Source organism: Tistrella arctica (genome assembly GCF_039630945.1).
GTDB classification, from domain to species: Bacteria; Pseudomonadota; Alphaproteobacteria; order Tistrellales; family Tistrellaceae; genus Tistrella; species Tistrella bauzanensis.
Genome location: NZ_JBBKTV010000007.1, coordinates 165,519 through 188,648 on the forward strand (window position 1 = coordinate 165,519; position 23,130 = coordinate 188,648).

General features: G+C 67.2%; 21 protein-coding genes. 5 read left to right on the top strand and 16 right to left on the bottom strand.

Annotated features, from left to right (window positions below; genetic code table 11):
• Window positions 1–73: 73 nt before the first annotated feature.
• Window positions 74–1,009: an RNA polymerase factor sigma-32 gene (locus WG924_RS17005; protein WP_345934295.1), complete on the bottom strand. Its 936-nt coding sequence runs from the start codon at window positions 1,007–1,009 to the stop codon at window positions 74–76.
• A 230-nt stretch (window positions 1,010–1,239) separates the two neighbouring features.
• On the opposite strand from WG924_RS17005, the gene WG924_RS17010 reads away from it, so the two are divergent.
• From WG924_RS17010 to WG924_RS17025, 4 genes are all read left to right on the top strand, one after another.
• Window positions 1,240–2,001 carry a TetR/AcrR family transcriptional regulator gene (locus WG924_RS17010; protein ID WP_345934296.1) on the top strand — a complete coding sequence of 254 codons (762 nt, stop codon included), beginning with the start codon at window positions 1,240–1,242 and terminating at the stop codon, window positions 1,999–2,001.
• 245 nt (window positions 2,002–2,246) lie between these two features.
• Window positions 2,247–2,681 (top strand): phasin family protein, encoded by a 435-nt coding sequence (locus WG924_RS17015; protein WP_188574055.1) that lies wholly within the window; start codon window positions 2,247–2,249, stop codon window positions 2,679–2,681.
• 136 nt (window positions 2,682–2,817) lie between these two features.
• On the top strand, window positions 2,818–3,180 hold the full coding sequence (locus tag WG924_RS17020) for a tRNA-binding protein (protein ID WP_345934297.1): 363 nt from the start codon (window positions 2,818–2,820) through the stop codon (window positions 3,178–3,180).
• On the top strand, window positions 3,137–4,132 hold the full coding sequence (locus WG924_RS17025; RefSeq protein WP_345934298.1) for a GGDEF domain-containing protein: 996 nt from the start codon (window positions 3,137–3,139) through the stop codon (window positions 4,130–4,132). Before WG924_RS17020 ends, WG924_RS17025 begins: the two co-directional genes overlap by 44 nt.
• Before the next feature lie 138 nt (window positions 4,133–4,270).
• On the opposite strand, the gene WG924_RS17030 is transcribed toward WG924_RS17025, so the two are convergent.
• Genes WG924_RS17030 through WG924_RS17040 form a run of 3 tightly spaced genes read right to left on the bottom strand, consistent with a single transcriptional unit; the run spans window position 4,271 to window position 6,969 of the window.
• A complete protein-coding gene (locus WG924_RS17030; protein WP_345934299.1) occupies window positions 4,271–5,641 on the bottom strand; it encodes an ATP-binding protein in 1,371 nt (456 codons plus the stop codon).
• 60 nt (window positions 5,642–5,701) lie between these two features.
• Complete coding sequence (locus WG924_RS17035) at window positions 5,702–6,451, bottom strand: response regulator (RefSeq protein WP_188574118.1); 750 nt, start codon at window positions 6,449–6,451, stop codon at window positions 5,702–5,704.
• A gap of 35 nt (window positions 6,452–6,486) precedes the next feature.
• Window positions 6,487–6,969, bottom strand: a complete 483-nt coding sequence (locus WG924_RS17040) for a MarR family winged helix-turn-helix transcriptional regulator (protein ID WP_345934300.1) — start codon at window positions 6,967–6,969, stop codon at window positions 6,487–6,489.
• Window positions 6,970–7,054: 85 nt separating this feature from the next.
• Here WG924_RS17040 and WG924_RS17045 point away from each other — a divergent pair, with 85 nt between their 5' ends.
• Entirely contained in the window at window positions 7,055–7,957 is a 903-nt protein-coding gene (locus WG924_RS17045) for a branched-chain amino acid aminotransferase (RefSeq protein ID WP_188574060.1), read from the top strand.
• A gap of 123 nt (window positions 7,958–8,080) precedes the next feature.
• Here WG924_RS17045 and WG924_RS17050 read toward each other — a convergent pair whose 3' ends face one another.
• From WG924_RS17050 to uvrB, 12 genes are all read right to left on the bottom strand, one after another.
• Complete coding sequence (locus tag WG924_RS17050) at window positions 8,081–8,494, bottom strand: periplasmic heavy metal sensor (protein ID WP_345934301.1); 414 nt, start codon at window positions 8,492–8,494, stop codon at window positions 8,081–8,083.
• Entirely contained in the window at window positions 8,491–9,138 is a 648-nt protein-coding gene (locus tag WG924_RS17055; protein ID WP_345934302.1) for a hypothetical protein, read from the bottom strand. The genes WG924_RS17050 and WG924_RS17055 overlap by 4 nt, the downstream gene beginning before the upstream one ends.
• Window positions 9,138–9,737: a sigma-70 family RNA polymerase sigma factor gene (locus tag WG924_RS17060; RefSeq protein ID WP_345934303.1), complete on the bottom strand. Its 600-nt coding sequence runs from the start codon at window positions 9,735–9,737 to the stop codon at window positions 9,138–9,140. Before WG924_RS17060 ends, WG924_RS17055 begins: the two co-directional genes overlap by 1 nt.
• Window positions 9,738–9,739: 2 nt before the next feature.
• A complete protein-coding gene (locus WG924_RS17065; RefSeq protein WP_345934304.1) occupies window positions 9,740–10,237 on the bottom strand; it encodes an EF-hand domain-containing protein in 498 nt (165 codons plus the stop codon).
• A 122-nt stretch (window positions 10,238–10,359) separates the two neighbouring features.
• Window positions 10,360–11,109, bottom strand: a complete 750-nt coding sequence (gene moaD / locus WG924_RS17070) for a molybdopterin converting factor subunit 1 (protein ID WP_345934305.1) — start codon at window positions 11,107–11,109, stop codon at window positions 10,360–10,362.
• Window positions 11,110–11,133: 24 nt separating this feature from the next.
• Window positions 11,134–11,685 carry a CDP-diacylglycerol--glycerol-3-phosphate 3-phosphatidyltransferase gene (gene pgsA, locus WG924_RS17075; RefSeq protein ID WP_345934306.1) on the bottom strand — a complete coding sequence of 184 codons (552 nt, stop codon included), beginning with the start codon at window positions 11,683–11,685 and terminating at the stop codon, window positions 11,134–11,136.
• Between the two features lie 135 nt (window positions 11,686–11,820).
• Window positions 11,821–13,707, bottom strand: a complete 1,887-nt coding sequence (gene uvrC / locus WG924_RS17080; protein ID WP_345934548.1) for an excinuclease ABC subunit UvrC — start codon at window positions 13,705–13,707, stop codon at window positions 11,821–11,823.
• Between the two features lie 1,035 nt (window positions 13,708–14,742).
• Window positions 14,743–15,150: a dihydroneopterin aldolase gene (locus WG924_RS17085; RefSeq protein ID WP_345934307.1), complete on the bottom strand. Its 408-nt coding sequence runs from the start codon at window positions 15,148–15,150 to the stop codon at window positions 14,743–14,745.
• Window positions 15,151–15,299: 149 nt separating this feature from the next.
• On the bottom strand, window positions 15,300–16,166 hold the full coding sequence (locus tag WG924_RS17090; protein WP_345934308.1) for an SDR family oxidoreductase: 867 nt from the start codon (window positions 16,164–16,166) through the stop codon (window positions 15,300–15,302).
• Between the two features lie 59 nt (window positions 16,167–16,225).
• Complete coding sequence (locus WG924_RS17095) at window positions 16,226–19,447, bottom strand: efflux RND transporter permease subunit (RefSeq protein ID WP_345934309.1); 3,222 nt, start codon at window positions 19,445–19,447, stop codon at window positions 16,226–16,228.
• 71 nt (window positions 19,448–19,518) lie between these two features.
• The gene (locus tag WG924_RS17100) at window positions 19,519–20,610 is read right to left on the bottom strand and encodes an efflux RND transporter periplasmic adaptor subunit (RefSeq protein WP_345934310.1); all 1,092 of its coding nucleotides are present in this window, start codon (window positions 20,608–20,610) and stop codon (window positions 19,519–19,521) included.
• 154 nt (window positions 20,611–20,764) lie between these two features.
• Window positions 20,765–22,978, bottom strand: coding sequence for an excinuclease ABC subunit UvrB (gene uvrB, locus WG924_RS17105; protein ID WP_372045097.1), 2,214 nt, complete (start codon window positions 22,976–22,978; stop codon window positions 20,765–20,767).
• Between the last annotated feature and the right edge of the window lie 152 nt (window positions 22,979–23,130).

Below are 23,130 nucleotides of genomic sequence, written 5' to 3' on the forward strand. Positions count from 1 at the left end.
ATCCGGTCACCATACAGAAAGGCCGCCCCGATCGGGCGGCCTTTCTTGTTCAGGCGCTGTGACGATATGGATGTCAGGTCAGGCTGGGTGTGGCCGGGCCGTTTGCGCGGCTGCCCAGTGCCTTGCGCAACTGCGGCTCCACCAGATCGGCCAGTTTGCGCATCGCGCGGCTTTCGATCTGGCGGACGCGTTCCTTCGAGATGCCCAGTTCCGAGCCCAGCGCCTCCAGGGTCGCCGAGGCTTCTGCCAGATGGCGGCGGGTGATGATCAGCCGCTCGCGGGCATTCAGCGCATCCAGCGCGCCGCGGATCATCCGGGTGCGGAACGACGCCAGATCCTTCTCGACCAGCAGCTCTTCCTGGTCGGGCTTGTCGTCGGCCAGCTGGTCCAGCCATTCATCGCCGCTATCGGCCGACATCGGTGCGTTCAGCGACTGATCGCCACCCGACATCCGCATCTCCATCAGCCGGACGTCACGGTCGCGCACGCCCAGCGTGGTGGCGATCTGGCCGACATCCGTGGGGTCCAGCGTCTCGCCCATGCGGGTCTCGTCGCTGCGCCGCAGCTTGGCCTTCAGCTTGCGCAGGTTGAAGAACAGGGCCTTCTGCGCGGCCGTCGTGCCGATGCGGACCATCGACCAGGACCGCAGGATATAGTCCTGGATCGCGGCCTTGATCCACCACATGGCATAAGTGGCCAGCCGCACGCCGCGCTCCGGATCGAACCGCTCCACCGCCTGCATCAGGCCGAGCGACCCTTCCTGGACCAGCTCATTCATCGGCAGGCCGTAATTGCGATAACGCGACGCCACCTTGATCACCAGACGCAGATGGCTGCGGACCAGGATCTCGGCCGCGGCCTTGTCGCCGGCCTGGACACGCGCCGCCAGCGACACCTCTTCCTCGCGCGTCAGAAGCGGCTGGCGCTGCACCGAGGAATAATACCGGGTGTCGCCGCGGTCCTGGCTGCGCACGGCGCCACGCATATTTCTGGTCAGCCGGTCGATCATGACGTCCCTCCAGACTCTCACGGCCTTCGCAACCTTGTGAAGATACAGGATTCCATACCTTGTGTCCGGTTGGAACGCTTAATCCGCACTGAACCGGTCCGAATTTCCGAGACTCGCATGTCGCATCCGCGCCCCCATCTTTCAACCAGAGCCCGCCTGTCTTCGGCCGCAAATGGCGGTCGACGCTTTGCGGTCGGACATGACGGCGACCATTTCACGGAGGACGGAACATGCCGGGACATAACGATACCGCCGCAGCCGGACGTGAAGAGAACGCCGGGGGTGGCGACAGCATCGGCGCGATCATCGACGCCGCCCTCAATCGTGCCGCCATCGACGGCTGGGACGGGCTGACGCTGACCGCCATCGCCGATGAGGCCGGGATGAGTCTGGCGGCGCTGTCGAGCCATGTGGGGTCGGTGTCCGACATCCTCGACGCCTTCAGCCGCCGGATCGACAGGGCGATGCTGGCGGAAGCCGATGACGAGCCGGACGCCTTTGCCGAACAGCCGGTCAAGGACCGGCTTCTGGCCCTGATCATGGCGCGGCTGGATGCCCTGGAACCCCATCGGCCGGCCTTGCGGCGGCTGGCCGATCGGGCCGAACGCGGCATTCCGGCACTGGATCTGATCTGCGGGCAGGGGATGCGCCTGCAACGCAGCATGGGCTGGTTGGCGGCTGCCGCCGGTATCGAGGCGCGGGGTTTGAGCGGGCTTGCCCGCAGACAGGCGCTGGCGGCGATTTATCTGGCGACCTTGCGGGCGTGGTTGAAGGATGACACCGACGACAAGGCCCGGACGATGAAGACGCTCGATGGCTTGCTCGACCGTGCCGGGCGCTGGTCCCGGGCGGCCAAGCACTTTACACAGCGTGGTTCTCGCTGGGGGCGGCGTGACAAGACGGCGCGGGCGGGTATGGCGCCCGACGGGCCGCTGGCCGATCCGCGCGATCCGCCGGCACCGTCCGGCGACCCCGCGCCTGCGGCGACCTGACCAGCGGGTTGCGCGGATTGCAGCCACGGTCTTCGCCGAAAACACCCAACCAACGAGTGTCCATGACGGCCGCTATGCTCGCGCAGCCATTTTTGTGCAATGCAAAAACGACCTTGACCTCCCGGCCTCGTTATAGCATATATGCCTCTAGGATTTTGCACCGCAGCATAAACCCCGACGCTGTGGTGCTCGCGACCGGATGCCAGCCATGCCATCGGTCGCAGAGGCGAACGGAGGTTTTCCAGATGGCCGACAATAAGTTCAACGCGATCGACTACACCAAGATGTTCGGCGAGTTCAAGATGCCCGCCATGGCCATGCCGACTGTCGACATGGAAGCCATGATGGGCACTGCGCGCCGCAATTACGAAGCCGTCGCCCAGGCGAACAAGCTGATGGCCGAGGGCTTCCAGGCCCTGGCGAAGCGTCAGGCCGAAGTTGCGCGCACCTCGTTTGAAGAGGCCTGGAAGGCCACGCAGGAGGTGATGAACGCCGGCTCCGTCGAGGCCAAGACCGAGAAGCAGGCCGAGGTCATGAAGGCCGCGGTCGAGAAGGCGGTCAGCAATGTCCGCGAGCTTTCGGAACTGGCCCAGAAGTCGCAGGGCGAAGCCTTCGACGTGCTGAACAAGCGCTTCATCGAGAGCGTCGATGAAGTGAAGGTTCTGACCGCCGCGAAGTGATCTGGCCATGCGGGCCGCAAGGCCCGCATGATCTGGACGATACAAAAGGCGCCATTCCCCCCGCGGGAGTGGCGCCTTTTGGTTGTCAGGGGCAATATGACGGCATCATTCCCTGTCGTGAAGCTGCTGCCAGACCATGACCGACGACATCCAGACGCCCCGGCCGCCGATTGCCTTCGATGATTTTCTGGCGGTCGATATCCGTGCCGGAACCGTGATACGGGCCGAGCCATACCCGGAAGCCCGCAAGCCGGCGATCAAGCTGTGGATCGATTTCGGCCCCGGGATCGGCGAGCGCCGGACCTCGGCACAGGTCACCCATCTTTATACGCCCCAGGCGCTGATCGGCCGCAAGGTCGCCGCGGTGGTGAATTTCCCTCCGCGTCAGATCGGCCGGTTCATGTCCGAGGTGCTGCTGCTGGGCTTTCCCGATGCCGCCGGGCGGATCAGCCTGATTGCGCCGGATCATGAGGTGCCGGACGGCGCGCGGCTGGGCTGAAACAACGCCTGATAGAGCCTGGCGGCGTAGATGTCGATGCCGCTTCTCAAACACCGGCGATCCGTGTATCACCGCCGATGCGGGAAGGTGCGGGGGCGGCATGATCCATAGTGGTAAATGGGCGCACAGGCTCAGTTCCATGTCGGTGTTCCGGCAGGTCACATTGATGATCGTCGTGGCGATCATCGCCGCCGACCTGCTGACCGCTTTCTTCTATTGGTATTTTGAATTCGATCGCCTGCCGCTCGATATTCTTCTGACCACGATTATCGTTCTGATCATTGGCTATCCGCTGGGTTTCTTTTTCATCGGGCAGAATGTCAAGCTGCGGGAAATGGCGGTCGAACTCGACCGGCTGTCGAAGATCGACGATCTGACCGGGCTGCTGAACCGCCGCACCTTCTTTTCCGAGACCAGACGCGTGGCCGCAGGCGGATCTGCCCCAAGGGGCGCCGGCGCGCTGCTGTTTATCGACGTCGACCACTTCAAGGCGGTCAATGACGGGTTCGGCCATGCCGTGGGCGATCTCGTGCTGCGCGAGATCGGATCGATCATCCGCAGCTGTATCAGCCAGGACGATGTGGCGGCGCGGCTGGGTGGCGAGGAGTTCGCGGTGTTCCTGCCCGGGGCGGATGCGGCGCACGCCACCCAGGTGTCCGAGACGATCCGCGAGACCATGGGGCGATGTGGCCGGGTGATTCCGGCCCTGGAAGGGAGCGGGATCACCGTCAGCATCGGCATTGCCACGTTGACGCCCGACCGTCAGTTCGAAGAGGCGCTGCTGCGTGCCGACCGCTCGTTGTATGCGGCCAAGGAACGCGGCCGCAACCGGATCGTCCGCGAGGACGAGCCCGCGCATGTGGCCGGGCCACAGCAACCCTCGCAGCGCCCTATCGACGCGGGTCTACCGGCACCGGAATGTCGTGGCCGGCCGGCTGGGCTGCCCGGATAATCGGCGCGGACCTCTAGAAGCAGGCCGCCCACACAATCGGCCCATGATGAGCCGCCCCAGCGGCCGCCACAGGCGAACCGGTCATCAACGCGGCCCCCTCAGGCGCCTGTGAGGTGAATTATGACGGGGGGGGCCGGATCAGATCGGCAGATCCAGCGTCACGCGCAGGCCTCCCAGCGGGCTGTCTTCCAGCCGGATATCGCCGCCATGACCGCGCATCACGTCGCGGGCGATGGCGAGGCCCAGGCCCACACCGGTGATCCCCGAGCCGCCTTCCCAGGCCGCGTCCTGCGCCGACGGGTCGTCGCCGGCCTCCGTCAGCCGTCGGAACGGGCGGAAGGCCTCGGCCCGCAGATGAGCGGGGATGCCGGGGCCATCATCGTCGATCAGCACCTGCGCCACCTCGCGCCCGGGCAGCAGGGTCACCTCCACCCGCTCGGCGTGGCGCATGGCGTTGTCGATCACATTGCCCAGGCACCGCCGGAATGCCTGAGGGCGGACCAGCACCATCAGATGGTCGGCGCCACGGATGTCGATCCGGCCCTGGCCGGTGCCGCGGGCGCGGAACACCACCTGCTGCACCAACTGGGCCAGATCGGCCAGCACCGCCGGTTCCTCGGCGCCTTCACCGCGCGCGAAGGCGAGATAGCCTTCGACCATGCGGGTCATTTCCTCGACATCGGCCTCAAGCTCGGCCAGATCGGCCGAGGGCGGCATCAGCGCCAGTTGCAGCTTCATCCGGGTCAGGGGCGTGCGCAGATCATGGCTGACGCCAGCCAGCATCTCGGTGCGCTGGGTAACCTGCCGGCGGATGCGATCTCGCATACGCAGGAAGGCATGCGACACCTGGCGGACCTCGGTGGCGCCGCTGGGTTTGAAGATCGCCAGCTCGTCGCGGCCCTTGCCCAGATTGTCGGCCGCCATCGCCAGCTTGCGCAGCGACCGCATCTGATTGCGCAGGAACATCATCGCCAGCACCATCAGCACCAGCGAGATGCCGACCAGCCACAGAATGAAGATATAGGTCGTGGCACTGGTCACGCGCTTGCGTGGCACCTTGACCTGCAACACCCCGTCCTGAAGCTGAACATCGATATTGACCCAGGTATTGTCGGTCACCGCGTCCAGCACGAATGGCCGGTACACCCGCGTGTCCAGCGCCGAGGCCATCATCCGCTCCAGAAGGCTGTTGCCTGCGTCATGATCGATATTGGGCAGGATTTCGGCGGCCCGGAAGTCGAAGCGGATGTCGGTATAGACCTGGATCAGCCGCAGCAGACGGTCGCGTTCCTCGCCTTCGGGATAGTTGCGCAGAACCTCGACCGTCAGGGCAATGTCGCCGGCGACGGCAAGGGTCATATGGCGGGTGACATTGTCCCAGTGGCGATTGTAAAACAGATAGGTCGTCAGGCCGAGCAGCACGACCAGTGGCGCCACGATCATCAGGAAGGACCGGCCATAGAGCGAGCGCGGCAGCACGGTTCTGAGAAAGCGGTCGATGCTGGTCATGAGGCAGGTATCTTCATCTGATGGCCGGGGCCGATGGCGCCGGGAGGGCGCCGCGGCCGGTCAGGCATCGGTGCGCAGCGCATAGCCGGCGCCACGCAGGGTGTGGATGTGGCGCGGGTTGCGCGGATCATCCTCGATCTTGCGGCGCAGGCGGACGATCTGGACATCGACCGCGCGGTCGCCGCCACGGATCTGGGCCCGCTCCGCCAGGGCGTCGCGGCTGATCGGGCGGTTGGGCGCGGCCGCCAGCACCCCCAGCAATGTGGCCTCTCCCTGCGTCAGATGCACGATCTCGCCATCGCGGCGCAGTTCCTGCCGGCCCAGATCGAAACTCCACGGCCCGAAGCGCAGTGTGACGCCGGCAAGGGTCCGGCCGGGCCCGCCCGAGGCCAATGCCGCCCGCGGTACCGAGCGGCGCAGGATGGACCGGATCCGGGCCAGCAGTTCCCGCGGGTCGAAGGGCTTGGCCAGATAATCGTCGGCACCGGTTTCCAGCCCCGCGATCCGATCCTCGGCGCCGTCCATCGCGGTGAGCAGCAGGATCGGCAGCTCGCCGCGTTCGCGGAGCGACTGGGTGAGATCCAGCCCGCTTTCGCCCGGCATCATCACGTCCAGAACCAGCAGGTCGACGGTGATGACCTGAAGCTTGGCCCGCGCCTCGGCGGCGTCATGCGCGGTTGAGACCATGAACCCGTTCTCGCGCAGCAGGCGGGCGATCAGGGCACACAGCCGGCGGTCGTCATCCACCACCAGCACATGGGGCGCGTCCGGATCGGGCGGTGGTGGCGGGCTGCCTTGCGTCATCCGCATGGCAGCAGGTGCAGCATCGCCGGGCTCATCGATACTCATGGCCGGTTGAACCCGTCACGCTCGGGATCGTCCATGATGCCGACCATCACCTTGCGAAATCCTTCGACAGCCTCGGCACCCGCTTCCCGATAGGCGCGCGCCACTCGTTTGCGCTGATTGCCCGAGAGTTCGCGCTCCAGAGATTTACCGGACTCCGTCAGATAAAGAAGTCGCTGGCGGCGGTCTCTCAGCCCTGACTGCTGATCGATCAGGTTCTGGTCGATCAGTTGTTTCAGGACGCGGCTGAGCGACTGCTTGGTGATCCGCAGGATGCGCAACAAATCTGTAATCGTCGTGCCGGGATTACGGCCGACGAAATACACCACGCGGTGATGGGCCCGGCCCAGCCCGTGCTTTTCCAGGATGCGGTCGGGTTCGCTGGTGAAATCCCGATAAGCGTAGAACAGCAGTTCGATGCCCTGGTTCAGCTCCTCCTCGCGGAGAAAGAGCGGATTCGGGTTTGCGTTCGGATTTGACATTACGGCAGCCATGTTGACATAGTTGGAACGGAATGTTACTCATTCCATCCAGTTTTTGTTCGCAAATTATCCAAGGCGCGCGACAATGGCACTCATCCCCTTCGACGACCGCGACGGCTGGATCTGGTTCGACGGCAAGCTCACTCCGTGGCGTGAGGCACGCATCCACGTGCTCAACCACGGCCTCCACTACGCGAGCTGCGTGTTCGAGGGCCAGAGAGCCTATGACGGCATCGTTTTCAAGCTCAACGAGCATTCTGAGCGGCTTGCCCGTTCGGCACAACTGCTGGGCTTCGAGCTGCCCTATACCCCGGCCGAGATCAACACGGCGACCGCCGAGCTGCTGGCGGCCAACAATCTCAGCGATGCCTATGTCCGGCCGGTGGCCTGGCTCGGCAGCGAGCAGATGGGCGTCTACACCCGCGGATCGCAGGTGCATATGGCCATCGCCTGCTGGGAATGGCCATCCTATTTCTCGGCGGAAGAGAAGCTGAAGGGCATCCGCCTGGAACTGTCGCGCTGGAAGCGTCCGGCACCCGATACCGCGCCGACCGAAAGCAAGGCCGCCGGCCTGTACATGATCTGCACCATGAGCCGCCGTGAAGCCGACAGCCGTGGCTTCGACGACGCCATGATGCTGGACTATCGCGGTTATGTGGCGGAAGCGACCGGTGCCAATGTGTTCTTCGGCCGTGGCAAGGAACTGCACACCCCGATCGCCGACTGCTTCCTGAACGGCATCACCCGCCGCACGGTGATGGGCTTGGCCGAACAGGCCGGCTATACCATCATCGAGCGTCATATCCGTCCGGAAGAGATGGCCGATTTCGACGAGTGCTTCCTGACCGGTTCGGCCGCGGAAGTGACGCCGGTGCGCCAGATCGGCGACGTCATGTTCAAGCCGGCCGATGCCTGCTCGACCCTGATGCATGCCTATTCGGCCCTGGTGCGCGCCCATGGTGCGGCGGCCCGCGTCGCTGCCGAGTGATCTTGGCCGTGTCGTGACGCCGCTCTGCGAATGACGAACCGCCCGCTCCGGCTTGTCCGGGGCGGGCGGTTCGTCGTTCAGGTGGGGGTGACGGTAACCGGTTGCTCAGCGGGCGGGGGGCACTCAGCGGGTGGGGGCCGGGGATGATGCGGCGCGCCGCCAGCCCTCGACCATCAGCCGGCTGGCCAGATCCTGCATCTCGCGGTCGCGCAGGGCCAGTTCGGTGAGGGCCGCTTCCAACTCGGCCGCACCGGCCGCGGGCCGGGCCTTGATCACGCGCTTCAACCCGTGGCGCGCATCGCGCAGAGCCGTCAGATGGTCGTGCAGCGCGTCGCGCTCGGCCGCGAACGAGGCCTTGATGGCGCTGCGCTGCGGTTCCTGAAGATCGTGCATCAGCCGCATCAGCCCGCGGTCATGCGATGGCGGCCGCGACACGACCGAGCCGGAGATCACCACGCCGGCGACAAACAGATTCAGCGCCAGGCTGGCGATCAATCCGCCGACCACCAGCCGCGCACGGCGCCCGCTCAGGGTCATTGCGGCTCCTCCAGCGTGCCCTGCTCGGCATAGAGCACGGCCGCGATGTCGATGTCGTTCGATGTGTCCAGCGCCAGCGCCGCGCCGGTCATCCAGCCATTGCCACCGATCAGCATGCCCATCAGCAGGGCCGCGGCGGCAACGGCACCGCCCAGCCGGGCGGCGAAAGCCGGGCTGCGACCGGGGGTGGACGACGGCCTGTCGGATACGGCCCCAGGCTGGCGACGTGGTTTCGGTTGGTGGCGTGGCCTCGCGCCCGGCGGCGGCCCAGGCTGCACCCCTGGCTGTGCGGTCGTGGCTGGCTGTGCGGTCGTCGCCGGCTGTGCCGTCGCGGCGGCGATCGTGCCGCGCCCGCCATCGATCACCACGATCTGCGGCCGCTCGGCCGGAATCGCCTTCAGCCGGTTCAGGAATGCCGTATCCCGGCCTGTGCCTGTGCCTGTGCCTGTGCCTGTGCCTGTGCCGCGCGGTTCGGGGGCGGCAGCCCGGATCAGGGCATCCAGCCGGCGGGCATCGTCCAGCACCGCACGGGCGCGGGGTTCGGCCGCCAGCAAGACAAGGGCGTCGTCGCGGGCGGCGGCGGGCCAGCGTGCGGGATCGCCGCCATGGGCGTCGAGCAACGCCCTGAAGCCATCGATGTCCATCACGCGCCTCCCTCGTCCTCGTCCATGCCGGTCTTGAGCTCAAGGCGCAGGCTGCGCCGTGCCCTGACCAGCAGTTGTTCCATCGCCCCGGCGCTGACACCCATGGCGTCCGCAGCCTCGCTGCCCGACAGCCCGGCGTCGTAGACCAGAGCGATTGCCATGCGTTGGCGTTCAGGCAGACCAGCCACGGCGTCGCCCACCCGCCGCATCGTCCGGTCGTGGATCAGGCGATCCAGCGCGCCGGGCGACGGGTCGGGCGGCTCCATGGCCTCGGTCAGTTCAGTCATCCGTGGCCGGCGGAGCTGATCCAGGCAGCGATTGGCGACCGCCCGCCACAGCCAGGTTCCGAACCGCGCGCCACCCGGTCGCCAGCGGGCCGCGGCCCCCGCCCACAGGCGGGTGAACACGTCCTGCACGGCATCTTCGGCGTCGCTGCGGCTGCTCAGCATGCGGGTCGCCACGGCGAGCGCCCGCTCGCCATGGCGATCCACCAGCCGGCCAAAGGCTGCACCATCGCCTGCCGCCACACGGGCGAGCAGGCGATCATCCTCGTCTTCCGGCCGCCCTGCGGCCTCGATGTCCGACGAGGATGCGACCATCGTCACCCGCCGGCCTTGGGGGCGTCGGCGGCAGGCTTGCCGTCCTTGCCGTCCATCTTCCAGCCGTCCATGTGGCGGGCCCGCATGGCCTCGCGCTCGGCCTCGGTGATCTGGCCATCGCCATCGGCATCCAGGCGACTGAACATCCGGTCGGCGCCGGTCATGAACTCGTCGCGGCTGATCTTGCCGTCGCTGTTGGTGTCGACCTGCTTCATCATATGGGCGCCCATGCGTCCCGGCCCATGGCCACCGGGGCCTTTGCCGTCACGCCACATGCCGTCATGGCCCTTCATCATATCGGCGCGGGCGGCCTTCATCTCGTCACGAGTGACGCGGCCGTCCTTGTCGGCGTCCATGCGCTGGAAGCGCTCGGCGGTCTTCGCCTGCATCTGCTCCAGGGTCATGCCCTGATCATCGGCGGCGATCGCGGCCACGGGAAATGCCATCAGGGTGGCGATACCGGCGGCTGCGGCCATGCGGCGGATGCTGAACTCGGTCATCGGTCACATCTCCTTCGGAGCGTGTGGGGGATCGGGGACTGCCGGATCGTTCCGGTTCTGCCAGAGACGGCGCGTCGTCGTGCCCGTCTTCTGTCCCTTAAACGACCGGCCCCGGTCACCTCCTACGCCTGTCGTGTGTGGTCGTCCCGCCAGCGTGCCGCCGCCGCGTCGTCCGATGCCTTGGCCGCCACCCAGCGCGGCCCCTCGCTGGTGTCTTCCAGCTTCCAGAACGGCGCGCGGGTCTTCAGCCAGTCGATCAGGAAGGCGCAGGCATCGAAGGCGGCGGCGCGATGGGCGGATGCGGCGATCACCAGCACGATCCGCTCGCCCGGCTGAAGCCGCCCGACCCGATGAATGATGCGGATCGCGGCCAGCGGCCAGCGGGTTGCCGCCTGTTCCGCCACCCGGCGGATCTCCCGCTCGGTCATGCCGGGATAATGTTCAAGCGTCATGGCGCCGATCGTCTGGTCGCCGTCGCGGCCGCGCACCTGGCCCACGAAGATGGCGATGCCGCCGGTGGCATCGCCGCCTGCCGCCCGGGCGTATTCGGCGCCGACGTCGAAATCTCCGGTCTGGACGCGGATCTCGATGGCGCAGGCGCCGGCGTCACCGCCGCTGCCGCCGGTGACCGGCGGAAAGATCGCGACCTCGTCGCCATCGGCCAGCCCGGCATCGCCCTGCGCATAATCCTGATTCACCGCCACCCGCACCGCCGAGCGATCGGCCAGCGCCGCCTCATGACCGGGGCTGAGCGTCGACAGATGATCGAGCAGCCCGGCCACGGTCGCGACCGCCGGGGAAAAGGCGATGTCCTCGTCCGCCCGGCCGACGCGGGCGCGCATCCAGGCGAAATAAAGCACATGCAGCGACATGGGGCCGTCTCCTGGTTTGGGGGGTCAGCGCCGGTCGGCGGCGATCAGATGGCGCATGCCGGTCTGCATATAGGCCCAGCCCGTGATCACGGTCAGGCCCGCCGCCAGCCACAGCAATGCCGTGCCGCCCCAGGCGGCCGATGCCGGCAGCACCGGCAGCAGCAGCAGCACGGCGATGGCCGCCATCTGCACCGTCGTCTTCCATTTGGCAAGGCCCGATACCGGCACCGATACCCGGTCGCCGGCCAGATGTTCGCGCAGGCCCGAAATCAGGATCTCGCGGCACAGGATGACCAGCGCCGGCAGGGCATCGGCCCGGCCGTCACCAACCAGCATCAGCAGCGCCGCCGTCACCAGCAGCTTGTCGGCGATCGGATCGAGGAAGCGACCGACGGCCGAGACCACGCCCCAGCGCCGCGCCAGCCAGCCATCCAGCCAGTCGGTGACCGATGCGGCCGCGAACAGCCCGAAGCTGACCCAGGCACCGGCCGCCGGTTCCAGCAGGAAGGCCGCCAGGAAGAACGGGATCACCACGATCCGCGACAGGGTGAGCAGGTTGGGAAGGCGATTGCGCATCGGCATCCGGTGGCTGGGGGGCGGGGCCATATGGCCAACTCGGGCGGCAGGACGCGCCCATTCTCATGACGCGCCCACTCTACAGGCCGGCGACGGGTTCGTCAGCCTCGCGCGATCATGTGCCGGTGAAGGTGGTCAGCCATCGGGGTGGAAGAAATGATAGATCTGGCGGGCGACGGTGGTGGAGATGCCGTCGACCTTGGCGATATCGGCCAGGCTTGCCACCTCGACCGCCTTGGCCGAGCCGAAATGATGCAGCAACGCCTTTTTGCGCCGCGGGCCGATGCCGGGGATCTCGTCCAGTGCCGAGGTGCCGATCGCGCGGCTGCGCTTGGCGCGGTGCTGGCCGCCGGCGAAGCGGTGGGCCTCGTCGCGCAGCCGCTGCAGGAAATACAGCACCGGGTCGCGGTCGGGCAGGCGGAACGGCGCCTGACCGGGCAGGAAGAACCGCTCGCGGCCGGCATCGCGGTCGGGGCCCTTGGCGATGGCGGCCACCATGATCCGGCCGGTCAGCCCGGCCGCCTCCAACTCCTCGACGCCGGTCTTGAGCTGGCCTTCGCCGCCATCCAGCAGCACCAGATCCGGCCAGCTGTCGACCCGTTCCACCACGCCGGCGGCCTCGTCGAGTTCGCGGGCGAGCCGGGTGAACCGGCGGCGCATCACCTCGCGCATCATCGCATAGTCGTCGCCGCCGGCCTTGGCCGGGTCGATGTCGCGGATGGTGAAGCTGCGATAGGCGCGCCGGTCCAGGCCGTCGGGGCCGGCGACGATCATGCCGCAGACCGCATGGGTGCCCGAGATATGGGCGTTGTCATAGACCTCGATCCGGCCGGGCGTGCGGTCCATGCCGAAGACCCTGGCGGTGCCCTCCAGCAGCCGTTTCTGGCTGGAGGTCTCGGCCAGCTTGCGGCCCAGCGCCTCACGCGCATTGGTGGCGGCATGGCCCACGGCCTGGGCCTTGTCGCCACGTCGCGGCACCGCCAGCCGCACCTTATGGCCGGCGCGCACCGACAGCGCCTGGGCGACCAGTGCCGCCTCGTCAGGTTCCTGGCTCAGCAGCACCTCACGCGGGGGCAGCTTGTCGGCATAGAACTGGCCAAGAAAGGCCGACAGCACCTCGGGCGCCGGGCTGCCGGCCTCGTTGGCCGGGAAATAGGCCCGGTTGCCGTAATTCTGGCCGCCGCGGAAGAAGAACACCTGGATGCAGGCCTGGCCGCCCTCGTCGGCGATCGCCACCACATCCGCATCCTCCAGACCCTGAAAATTGATCCCCTGGCTGGCGGTCACCCGGGCCAGCGCCTTGATCCGGTCGCGATAGACCGCGGCGGTCTCGAAATCCAGCGCGTCGGCCGCCTGCGCCATATGGCCCTGCATCGCCTCGCGCACGCTGGCCGAGCGTCCGCGCAGGAAATCGCGTGCCTCCGACACCAGCCGGCCATAGCTGTCGCGGTCGACATAGGCGCAGCACGGCGCGCTGCACCGCTTGATCTGGTATTGCAGGCAGGGGCGGGTGCGGCTGTCGAACATCGGGTCCGAGCAGGTCCGCAGCAGGAACGCCTTCTCCAGCATCGCCAGGGTTTCGTTCACCGCGCCGGCGCTGGCAAAGGGGCCGAAATACTCGCCCTTGCGGTTGCGGGCCCCGCGATGCTTCACGATCTGCGGAAAATCGTGGTCGCCGGTGATCAGGATATAGGGGAAGCTCTTGTCGTCGCGCAGCAGCACGTTGAAGCGGGGCCGCAGCCGCTTGATCAGATTGGCTTCCAGCAGCAGCGCCTCGGCCTCGGAACCGGTGACGACGATCTCCATGGTCCGGGTCTCGGCCACCATCCGCATCAACCGCGGTTGTAGCTGGTTGATCCGGGTATACGACGCCACCCGCCGCTTCAGATGCTTGGCCTTGCCGACATAGAGCACGTCGCCATGGCTATCCAGCATCCGGTACACGCCGGCGCTGTCGGGCATGGTGCGCAGTGCCGACTGAATTGCCGCCCGTCCGACCTGCAATTGCGGATGCCGGCGCAGCGACGGGCCGGCGGGGGCCGCCGGGCCGGCATCGCTGCCGGTTGCCCCTTCAGGGGGCGTGGCGGTGGCATCATCGGGTGCCCCGACGTCAGGCGGTCCGGCAGCACCGTCGCCGGTGTCGGCCGATACCCCGGCATCCGCCTCATCCGCCTCGGCATCGTCGGCATCAGCCTCGTCATCGGCGTTCTCATCACCGCCGTCGACAGGCGCCAGCCGCACCCAGCCCGGATCGCCGGTCTCGTGACGCGGCCGCCGACCCGGACGATGGGGCGCCGGGCGATCCTGCGAGGCGCCGGTTGTCCCGGCCCGGCGGCCGGCGCGACCCTCGTCATGCCCTGGGGCATCAACGGGCGCACCATCGTCCGTCCCGTCATCGCTCGCGCCGTCGTCGCCGTCGCCAGTGCCGTCGTCGCCAGTGCCGTCGTCGCCAGTGTCTTCGTCGCCGGTCTCGCCGTCCGCGACACCGGCGGGCCGGCGGCGCGACAGCAGCCGGGCCAGGGCCGGCGTGTCGAGTGCGGCGCCATCGCCTTCCCAGACGATATCCTCGGCCCCCATATCCTCGGACCCGGTATCCTCGGCATCTCCCGACGCGGTGCCGGTCCGGGCCGGATCGGTCGGCTGGCGGTGGATATCTTCAGGGGTCTCGGTCATGTCCGTCTCACAAGCGTCATCGGATCGTCAACATATCCACGGAAACTGTGGATAACCATGTGCATATCGTGTTGAGGGACGTTGCGACAGGGCCGCCCGCTTGGTTTTCCATCGCTTTGCCCAAAAATAAGGCATTTATTAAGGTCTTGTTTTTACTGCGATTTCCACAAATCAGGTCGCCAGCCACGTACCATCAAGGGCTTAGCACGGAGAGTCAGTGTCAAGTGCTTTCTTGGATGGTCCCTGTGCAAAAAAAAGCGGGTGTGGCCGGATTCCGCCACCGTTCCTGCCCCGTTCATGGGGGTGGGCCGCATGCATCAGCATGTTGTCAGGCCGATTCGGCATGTGGTGGGCGGGCTTTGCGCAATATCGCCCGCCGCGCGGTCAGGCGCGCATTCGCTCAATTTCCACACCCACCCCGGCGGCGTCGGGGAACACGTCCAGCTTTTCGATCCGCACCCGTGCCACCAGAACGCGATCGTCGGTGAAGCAGAGCCCCGCCACGCGTTCTGCCAGCGTTTCGACCAGATTGACATGGCCATGCCGGGCAAGTGCGCGTATGCCGATCACCAGATCCTCGTAAGACAGCACATGCGACAGATCATCGGCCGGTGGCGGCCCGTCGTCGCGCAGCGTGATGTCGATGTTGAAGGCCACGCGCTGTGGCCGGCCATGTTCATGCGCGTGGACGCCGATATCGCAGGCGATCACCAGGTCGCGGATGAACAGATGTCGCCGCGCGGGCCGTTGATCCGGCTGGGGGACGGCACGCAGTTGGATCGGGTCGGTCAAGTCGCTCTCCCATTCGGGGCGCGCGGCCGGCCGGCAGACCGGCCCGCCCGAGGGTCTTGGTTCAGGGCAAGGACGAAGCGAGAAGGGGTAGAGGCCGGCCCGGGCCGGCATCGCGCAGTCCTACCGCAGTGCGCGGGCGCCGTCGAGGGTCAGTCCAGTGCCGCATCATGCGCCCCGCCCCCGGCGCCGGGATGCGGTTCCGATCCATGTGGTCCCGAGCCATGCGGCGCCTGTGCCCAGCCCAGATGCTGGCCGCCATCCAGGGCCAGCATCTGGCCGGTCATCGCCTGGGCATCGATCAGGAAGCGGATCGCCGCCGCGATCTCGGCAGGCGAGGTGCCGCGCCGCAGGGGCATCTTATCGCATTGGGCGCGGAAGCCCTCGTGGTCCTGATGCACGCTGGCGAGTGTCGGGCCGGGGCCGATCGCATTCACCCGGATGCGTGGCGCCAGCGCCATCGCCATGGTCCGGGTCAGGGTCCACAAGCCGGCTTTGCTGACGGTATAGGTCATGAAATGCGGGGTCAGATTCCACACCCGCTGGTCGATCAGGTTGATGATCGCCCCGCCTGAATCGTCGGGCAGTTGTGCCACCAGCGCCTGCGACAGCACGAAAGGCGCGCGCAGGTTGACCTCCATGTGGAAATCCCAGCTATCGCGGGTGGCGGTGGTGACGGCATCATATTCGAAGGTCGAGGCATTGTTGATCAGCACACCCACCGGCCCCAGCGCCGCGGTGGCGGCTGGCATCAGTGCCGCGACCTCGGCTTCCACAGACAGATCGGCGGCCAATGCCACCGCCCGCCCGCCCGCCGACACGATCTGCGCGACCACGGCGTCGGCATCCTCGGCCGAACCGTTATAGTGCACGGCCACGGCATAGCCATGGGCTGCGAGGTCCAGCGCCACGCACCGGCCGATGCGCCGGGCGGCGCCGGTCACCAGGGCCGCTCTGGGTATGGCGGGCAGGGGTCTGGCGCCGTCGATGAGGCCGGGCTGTTCCGAGTGCAGGGTCATGGGGCAGGGGTCCGTCTGACAGGAAGGGTCATGTTAAGACGCGGCACCCGGCCACCCGGTCATTCGCCGGGGATGCCATCTCCCGGCAGGGGGCCAGCCGGGTGTTTCCCGGCAGGGCCGGCTGGCGGCGGAGCCCGGCCATCGTCGGATGCGCCATCCTGGTGGACATGTGCCGTCGCCGGCTGCCGGTCAAGCGCGAGCAGGCGGTTTGCGATGGTCGCCGCCGGCCTGGTGAAGCCCGCCAGCATGGCATACAGCACCGGCACCAGGAACAGGGTCATGATCGTGGCCAGCGTCATGCCGCCGATCACCACCACCGCCAGCGCGCTGCGGCTTTCGACGCCGGCACCCGATCCCATGGCCAGCGGCACCGCGCCCAGAACCGTGGCGATGGTGGTCATCAGGATTGGCCGCAGGCGCAGAACCGCCGATTTACGCGCCGCCTCGGCCGGTGACAAGCCGTCTTCATCCCGCAACTGATTGGCGAATTCCACGATCAGAATGCCGTTCTTGGCCATAAGCCCGATCAGCATCACCATGCCGATCTGGCTGTAGATGTTCAGCGTGCCGCCCGACAGCCAGATGCCGGCAAGGCCGCCGGTCAGCGCCAGCGGCACCGCCAGCAGGATGATCACCGGGTGGATCCAGCTTTCGAACTGGGCCGCCAGCACCAGGAACACGATCAGGATCGACAATGCGAAGGTCAGCATGATACCGGCGCCGGCATCGACATATTCCCGCGACTGGCCGTCGAAGCTGATCCGCGCCTGGGGCGGCAGGTCGGTGGCCGCGATCTCCTGCACCCGCTCCACGGCGTTGCCGAGACCATAGCCGTCGGCCAGCCCGGCCGAGATGGTGATCGCCGGCAGCCGGTCGACGCGGCGCAGTTCCTTGGGCACCGCCACCTCTTCCATCCGCACCAGATTGGACAGCGGCACCAGCGAGCCGTCGGTGCCGGCGCGCACGAACAGGCTGGACAGATCGGCGGCGCTGGCGCGGTCGCTGTTTTCGGCCTGAAGCACCACGTCATACTGTTCGCCGCGATCCTCGAACCGGGTGACGGTGCGGCTGCCGAACATCACCTCCAGCGTGCTGCCGATATCCTGGGCCGAGATGCCGAGGGCCGCCGCGCGCTCACGATCGACGGTGACATCCAACTGCGGCTTGGTTTCCTCGTAATCGCTGTTGACGTTGTTGAGGCCCGGTTCGGCCAGCAGCCGGTCCATCATGATGTCGCGCCAGGCCTTCACGTCCTCGCGGTCCAGGCCGGCAACCACCACTTCCAGCGGATTGGAGAAGCCGCGCTGGCCCAGCCCCGGCGGATTGACCGGCACCGCGCGCACCCCCGGAATGGCGGTGAGCTGCGGCCGCACCCGGTTGACCAGCGCCACCTGACCGGTGGTGCGCTCGGCCCAGGGCACCAGCCGCACGATGACGAAGGCGCGATCGACCGGTGCCGGCCGGCTGGAGCCGGGCGAGACGATGGTGAACACGGTCGAGGCGACGCCCTCGTCGACCAGCGGCCGCAGGATCTCTTCGACCTTTTCGACATTGCGGCTGGTGTAGTCGTAGCTCGATCCCTGCGGCGCCTCGACCACCACGATGAAGCTGCCGCGATCCTCGGTGGGGGCGAACTCCTTCGGAACCTGTTCGTAGAGCAGGCCCGCCACCGCCGACAGGGCCACCGCCACCGCCAGCACCACCAGCCGCGCGCCCATCGCCCAGCCCAGCATCCGGTCGTAAACCGTGTTCAGGCCGTCGAAGAACCGGCGGGCGCCGCGTTCGGCGGCATTGGCATGGCCGGGCGCGCGCAGCAGCTTGCTGCACATCATCGGGGTCAGGGTCAGCGCCACCAGCATCGAGAACGCCACCGATGCCGCCATGGCGATGCCGAATTCGCCGAACAGCCGGCCGGTCCGGCCTTCCATGAACGAGATCGGCACGAACACCGCGATCAGCACCAGCGTGGTCGCGATCACCGCGAAGGCGATCTGGCGGGCACCGCGATAGGCCGCAAGCAATGGCGGCTCACCCTCTTCGATCCGCCGGTGGATGTTCTCAAGCACCACGATCGCATCATCGACCACCAGCCCGATCGCCAGCACCAGGGCCAGCAGGGTCAGCACGTTGATCGAAAAGCCCATGGCGCCGAGCACGGTGAGCGAGGCGATAACCGAGACCGGGATCGCCACCGCCGGCACCAGCGTGGCCGCGATCGAGCGCAGAAAGACGAAGATGATGCCCACCACCAGCAGCAGGGCGATGACCAGCGCATGCATCACCTCATAGATCGCCTCCGAGATGAACAGGCTTTCGTCATAGGAATAATTGATGGTCATGTCCGGCGGCAGGCTGGTGCGCAGCGCCTCCACTTCCGCCCGCACGCCGTTGGCCACATCCAGCGTATTGGCCTTGGACTGTCGGATGACGCCGACGCCGATGCCCTGCTGACCGTTGGAGCGGATCTCGTTCTTGTAATCCTCGGCGCCCACCTCGATGCGGGCGATGTCGCCCAGCCGGATCGGCCGGCCATCGGCGCCGCCGCTGACCACAAGCTGGCGGAAATCGGCCTCGGTCGCGAACCGGGTGTCGGTGCGGATCGTGACCTCGCGATTGGTGGTCTCGATGCTGCCGGCCGGCAGTTCCAGGTTTTCGCGGTTGAGTGCTGCGGTGACGTCGTTGACCGTCAGGCCGCGGGCCGACAGCGCCTGACGGTCGATCCAGATCCGCATCGCATAGCGCCGCTCGCCGCCGATATAGACCGAGGCCACACCCGGCACCACCGACAGCCGGTCGACGATGAAACGGTCGGCGTAATCGGTGAGCGCCAGCGCGTCGCGGGCATTCGAGGTCAATGTCATCCACAGCATCGGCCGGCTGTCGGCGTCGGCCTTCGAGATGATCGGCTGTTCCGCCGTCTCGGGCAGATCGTCGATGACCTGGGCGACCTTGTCGCGGACGTCGTTGGTGGCGGCCTCCAGGTCGCGCTCGACATTGAATTCGATGTTCACGAACGAGCGGCCGTCGCGGCTGACCGAGCGCAGGGTCCGGATGCCCTCGATGCCGCTGACCGCGCCTTCGATGATCTCAGTCACCTGGGTTTCGACCAGGGAGGCCGGCGCGCCACGGAACGACGTGCCGACCGAGACCTGCGGCGTGTCGACATCGGGATATTCACGCACCGCCAGCCTGAGCCCCGCGGCCAGCCCCACCACGATCAGCAGCAGGGACAGCACGGTCGCAAAGACCGGGCGCTTGATGGAGACATCCGACAGGATCATGGCGGGACCGGCCTCTCTTGCGCAGCATTCCGGCCCCGGTCAGGGGCATGGCATCTGATCTTGGCCAGCCGTCAGCCAGCGGTGGCGGCGGCGGGGGTCACGGCGATGGGCGCGCCGTTGCGCAGCCGCTGATGGCCCGCGGCAACCACCTGCTCGCCGGCCTGAAGCCCGGCCAGAATCTCGACCTGGCCGTTCTGGCGCCGGCCGGGTTCCACCACCCGGCGTTCGGCCGTGCCGTCGGCGGCTGCGACATAGACATAGGCCAGCCGGCCCTCGCGGATCAGCGCCTGTTCGGGAATGGTCGGCACGTCGGGGCCGGGGTCGAGTGTCAGGGTGACGGCCAGGAACATGCCGGGCTTCAGCCGGCCGTCGGCATTGTCGATTTCGGCTTCGACCGTCACCGCGCGCGTGGACACGTCGATGCGGGTGTCGATGAACCGGACCGTGCCGACGAAGGCGGTGGCGGGATAGGCCGCACTCGCCGCCGCGACCATCTGGCCGGGGGCGAGTTGGGCCAGCGCGGTTTCGGGCACCGCGAAAGCGACCTTGATCGGATCGATGTTGTCGAGGGTGGTGATGGCGGTATCGGGGCCGACCACGGCGCCCACGCTCACCTGCTTCAACCCCACCCGGCCGGGAAAGGGGGCGACCACGCGATGATCGGCCAGGGTGGCGCGCGCCGAGGCCAGGGTGGCGCGGGCGGCGGTGAGCTCGGTGGTCCGGGTGTCGAATTCAGCCGCCGAAACGGCGTTGCCCCGGCGAAGCTGCCGGGTGCGTTCCAACTGGGTGGTGGCTTCCTTCACCGCCGCGTCCAGGCGGGCGACATCGGCGCGGGCGCCGGCATCGTCGAGCACCGCCAGAACCTGGCCGGCCTCGACCGTGCCGCCGGGGGCGAAGTTCAGGTCGGTGATCCGCCCGGAAATCTTGGTGGAGACGGTGATCGCCTCGATCGCGCGCGCCGTGCCCACGGCCTCCACCGTCCGGGCGAGCTGGCGCGGGATCACCGTTTCCAGCTCCACCCGCACCGGCTGTTGTCCGGCGGGGGCGATGGTGGCGGATGCCGTGCCCGTTTCCCCCCCGGTCAGGTGGTCCCAGCCATACCACGCGCCCGCGCCTGCCGCTGCAAGCCCGGCGATCAACACGATCTGCCCGATGATCCGCACGTCCAGTCCCCCGAAGCCCCGCCCGCCGTGGCGTCTGCCATGATGACGCCATCACCTGTTGCTGGCGATGATACGCGCAGGCGCACAGTTCTCCTACGCTGCGATTTCAAGGACGGATCGGGTGCTGCCGTGACGGGCGCGGGCATGATGCCGCTCAGCCGCGCTTGCGGCCGGTGGGGCGTCCGGATTTCATGGCGCCGCGTCGCCCGCCGGCCTTGGCGCCGCCACTGACCGTCGCGGCTCTGCTGTCGAGGGATCGCGACCCGCCGCGCCCCCGTGGTGGCGACAGCGTTGGGGCACCGGCTTCGGCCAGCCCCAGTTCGGCGGCGTCCAGGCGCTTCAACTCGTCGCGCAGGCGGGCTGCTTCCTCGAATTCCAGATCGGCGGCGGCCTCGCGCATCCGCTTTTCCAGATCCTCCTTATAGGCCTTCAGGTTATGGCCGACCAGGTGGCCGCCCTCGGCCTCGTCGACATCCACCTTCAGGTAATCGGCCTCATAGACCGAGCCCAGCGCCGCGCCGATGGTTTTGCGCACGCTTTCGGGCGTGATGCCGTGCTCCTCGTTATAGGCGACCTGCTTGGCGCGCCGGCGCTCGGTCTCGGCGATGGCATAGTTCAGGCTTTCGGTCATATGGTCGGCATAGCACAGCACCCGGCCATCGATATTGCGGGCCGCCCGCCCGATGGTCTGAACCAGCGAGGTCTTGGAGCGCAGAAAGCCTTCCTTGTCGGCATCCAGAATCGCCACCAGCGCGCATTCCGGGATATCCAGACCCTCGCGCAACAGGTTGATCCCGATCAGGATATCGAACACGCCCTTGCGCAGGTCGCGGATGATCTCGATCCGCTCCAGGGTCTCGATGTCGGAATGCAGATAGCGGACCTTCAGCCCGGCTTCATGCATGTATTCCGTCAGATCCTCGGCCATGCGCTTGGTCAGGGTGGTGACCAGAACCCGATAGCCGCGGGCGATGGTGTCGCGGGCCTCCGCCAGCAGATCGTCGACCTGGCGCGTGCAGGGCCGCACGATCACCGGCGGATCGATCAGCCCGGTCGGGCGGATCACCTGTTCCACGAACAGGCCGCCGGTGCGCTCCATCTCCCAAGGCCCCGGGGTCGCCGACACGAACACCGATTGCGGCCGCATCGCGTCCCATTCCTCGAATTTCAGCGGCCGGTTGTCGGCGCAGGACGGCAGCCGGAAGCCGAATTCCGACAGGGTCGATTTGCGCTGAAAGTCGCCGCGGAACATGCCGCCGACCTGGGGCACGGTGACGTGGCTTTCGTCCACGAACAGGATCGCGTCTTCCGGCAGATATTCGAACAGCGTCGGCGGCGGCTCGCCCGGCGCGCGGCCCGACAGATAGCGTGAATAGTTCTCGATGCCGGCGCAGGAGCCGGTGGCCTCGATCATCTCCAGATCGAACATGGTGCGCTGTTCCAGGCGCTGTGCTTCCAGCAGCTTGCCGTCGGCCTCGAACTGAACCAGCCGGGCCTTCAGCTCCTGCTTGATCAGCTTCGACGCCTGGGCCAGTGTCGGCTTGGGCGTCACGTAATGGCTGTTGGGATAGATCCGGACCTTGGGGAAGCTGCCGGTCTTCTCGCCGGTCAGCGGGTCGAATTCCACGATCTGCTCCACCTCGTCGCCGAACAGGCTCAGCCGCCAGGCGCGGTCTTCCAGATGGGCGGGGAAGATTTCCACCACATCGCCGCGCACCCGGAAGGCGCCGCGCTGGAAGCCGGTATCGTTGCGCTTGTACTGCAATTCCACCAGCCGCTTGACGAAGGCGTTGCGGTCGAGCGTCTCGCCCTTCGACACGTCGAGGGTCATCCGGGCATAGGTTTCCACCGCGCCGATACCATAGATGCACGACACCGAGGCGACGATGACCACGTCGCGACGTTCCAGCAGCGCCCGTGTCGCCGAATGGCGCATCCGGTCGATCTGCTCGTTGATCGAGGCTTCTTTTTCGATATAGGTGTCCGAGCGTGGCACATAGGCTTCAGGCTGGTAATAATCGTAATACGAGACGAAATACTCCACCGCGTTGTCGGGGAAGAATTCCTTCATCTCGCCATAAAGCTGGGCGGCAAGGGTCTTGTTCGGTGCCAGGATCAGGGCAGGGCGTTTCTCGGCGGCGATCACCTGGGCCATGGTGAAGGTCTTGCCCGATCCGGTCACGCCCAGCAGAACCTGATCGCGTTCCTGGCCGCGGATCCCGTCGATCAGTTCGGCGATCGCGGTCGGCTGGTCTCCGGCCGGCTGATAGGCGCTGACCAGACGGAAATCGGCCGGCCCGTCCGGGCGGGTCGGCATCGGATCGGGTGACTGCCGGTCGGGCGTCAGAGCAGACAGGCTGCCGGGCATGATCTCGGAACTCCGGTACCGATGGGGGAGGCGTGCAACCCAATATAGTATCTTTTGCAGCTTTTTCAGCGGGTGTGTGAACCGCGCGAGGAGGGGCGCGTGAGGCCTTCGGTTGAGGGCTTTTCCGTTGAAAGGCCCGGGGGGCGGGAGTA

Bases quoted from the DNA above. Each gene is read 5' to 3' on its own strand.
- WG924_RS17010 (WP_345934296.1), top strand. From the start codon at position 1,240: ATGCCGGGACATAACGATACCGCCGCAGCCGGACGTGAAGAGAACGCC.
- WG924_RS17050 (WP_345934301.1), bottom strand. From the start codon at position 8,494: ATGACCCTGAGCGGGCGCCGTGCGCGGCTGGTGGTCGGCGGATTGATC.
- WG924_RS17065 (WP_345934304.1), bottom strand. From the start codon at position 10,237: ATGACCGAGTTCAGCATCCGCCGCATGGCCGCAGCCGCCGGTATCGCC.
- WG924_RS17005 (WP_345934295.1), bottom strand. From the start codon at position 1,009: ATGATCGACCGGCTGACCAGAAATATGCGTGGCGCCGTGCGCAGCCAG.
- WG924_RS17060 (WP_345934303.1), bottom strand. From the start codon at position 9,737: ATGGTCGCATCCTCGTCGGACATCGAGGCCGCAGGGCGGCCGGAAGAC.
- WG924_RS17035 (WP_188574118.1), bottom strand. From the start codon at position 6,451: ATGCGGATGACGCAAGGCAGCCCGCCACCACCGCCCGATCCGGACGCG.
- WG924_RS17090 (WP_345934308.1), bottom strand. From the start codon at position 16,166: ATGACCCTGCACTCGGAACAGCCCGGCCTCATCGACGGCGCCAGACCC.
- WG924_RS17055 (WP_345934302.1), bottom strand. From the start codon at position 9,138: ATGGACATCGATGGCTTCAGGGCGTTGCTCGACGCCCATGGCGGCGAT.
- WG924_RS17095 (WP_345934309.1), bottom strand. From the start codon at position 19,447: ATGATCCTGTCGGATGTCTCCATCAAGCGCCCGGTCTTTGCGACCGTG.
- WG924_RS17040 (WP_345934300.1), bottom strand. From the start codon at position 6,969: ATGTCAAATCCGAACGCAAACCCGAATCCGCTCTTTCTCCGCGAGGAG.
- pgsA (WP_345934306.1), bottom strand. From the start codon at position 11,685: ATGCGCAATCGCCTTCCCAACCTGCTCACCCTGTCGCGGATCGTGGTG.
- WG924_RS17020 (WP_345934297.1), top strand. From the start codon at position 2,818: ATGACCGACGACATCCAGACGCCCCGGCCGCCGATTGCCTTCGATGAT.
- WG924_RS17015 (WP_188574055.1), top strand. From the start codon at position 2,247: ATGGCCGACAATAAGTTCAACGCGATCGACTACACCAAGATGTTCGGC.
- moaD (WP_345934305.1), bottom strand. From the start codon at position 11,109: ATGTCGCTGCATGTGCTTTATTTCGCCTGGATGCGCGCCCGCGTCGGC.
- WG924_RS17030 (WP_345934299.1), bottom strand. From the start codon at position 5,641: ATGACCAGCATCGACCGCTTTCTCAGAACCGTGCTGCCGCGCTCGCTC.
- uvrB (WP_372045097.1), bottom strand. From the start codon at position 22,978: ATGCCCGGCAGCCTGTCTGCTCTGACGCCCGACCGGCAGTCACCCGAT.
- WG924_RS17045 (WP_188574060.1), top strand. From the start codon at position 7,055: ATGGCACTCATCCCCTTCGACGACCGCGACGGCTGGATCTGGTTCGAC.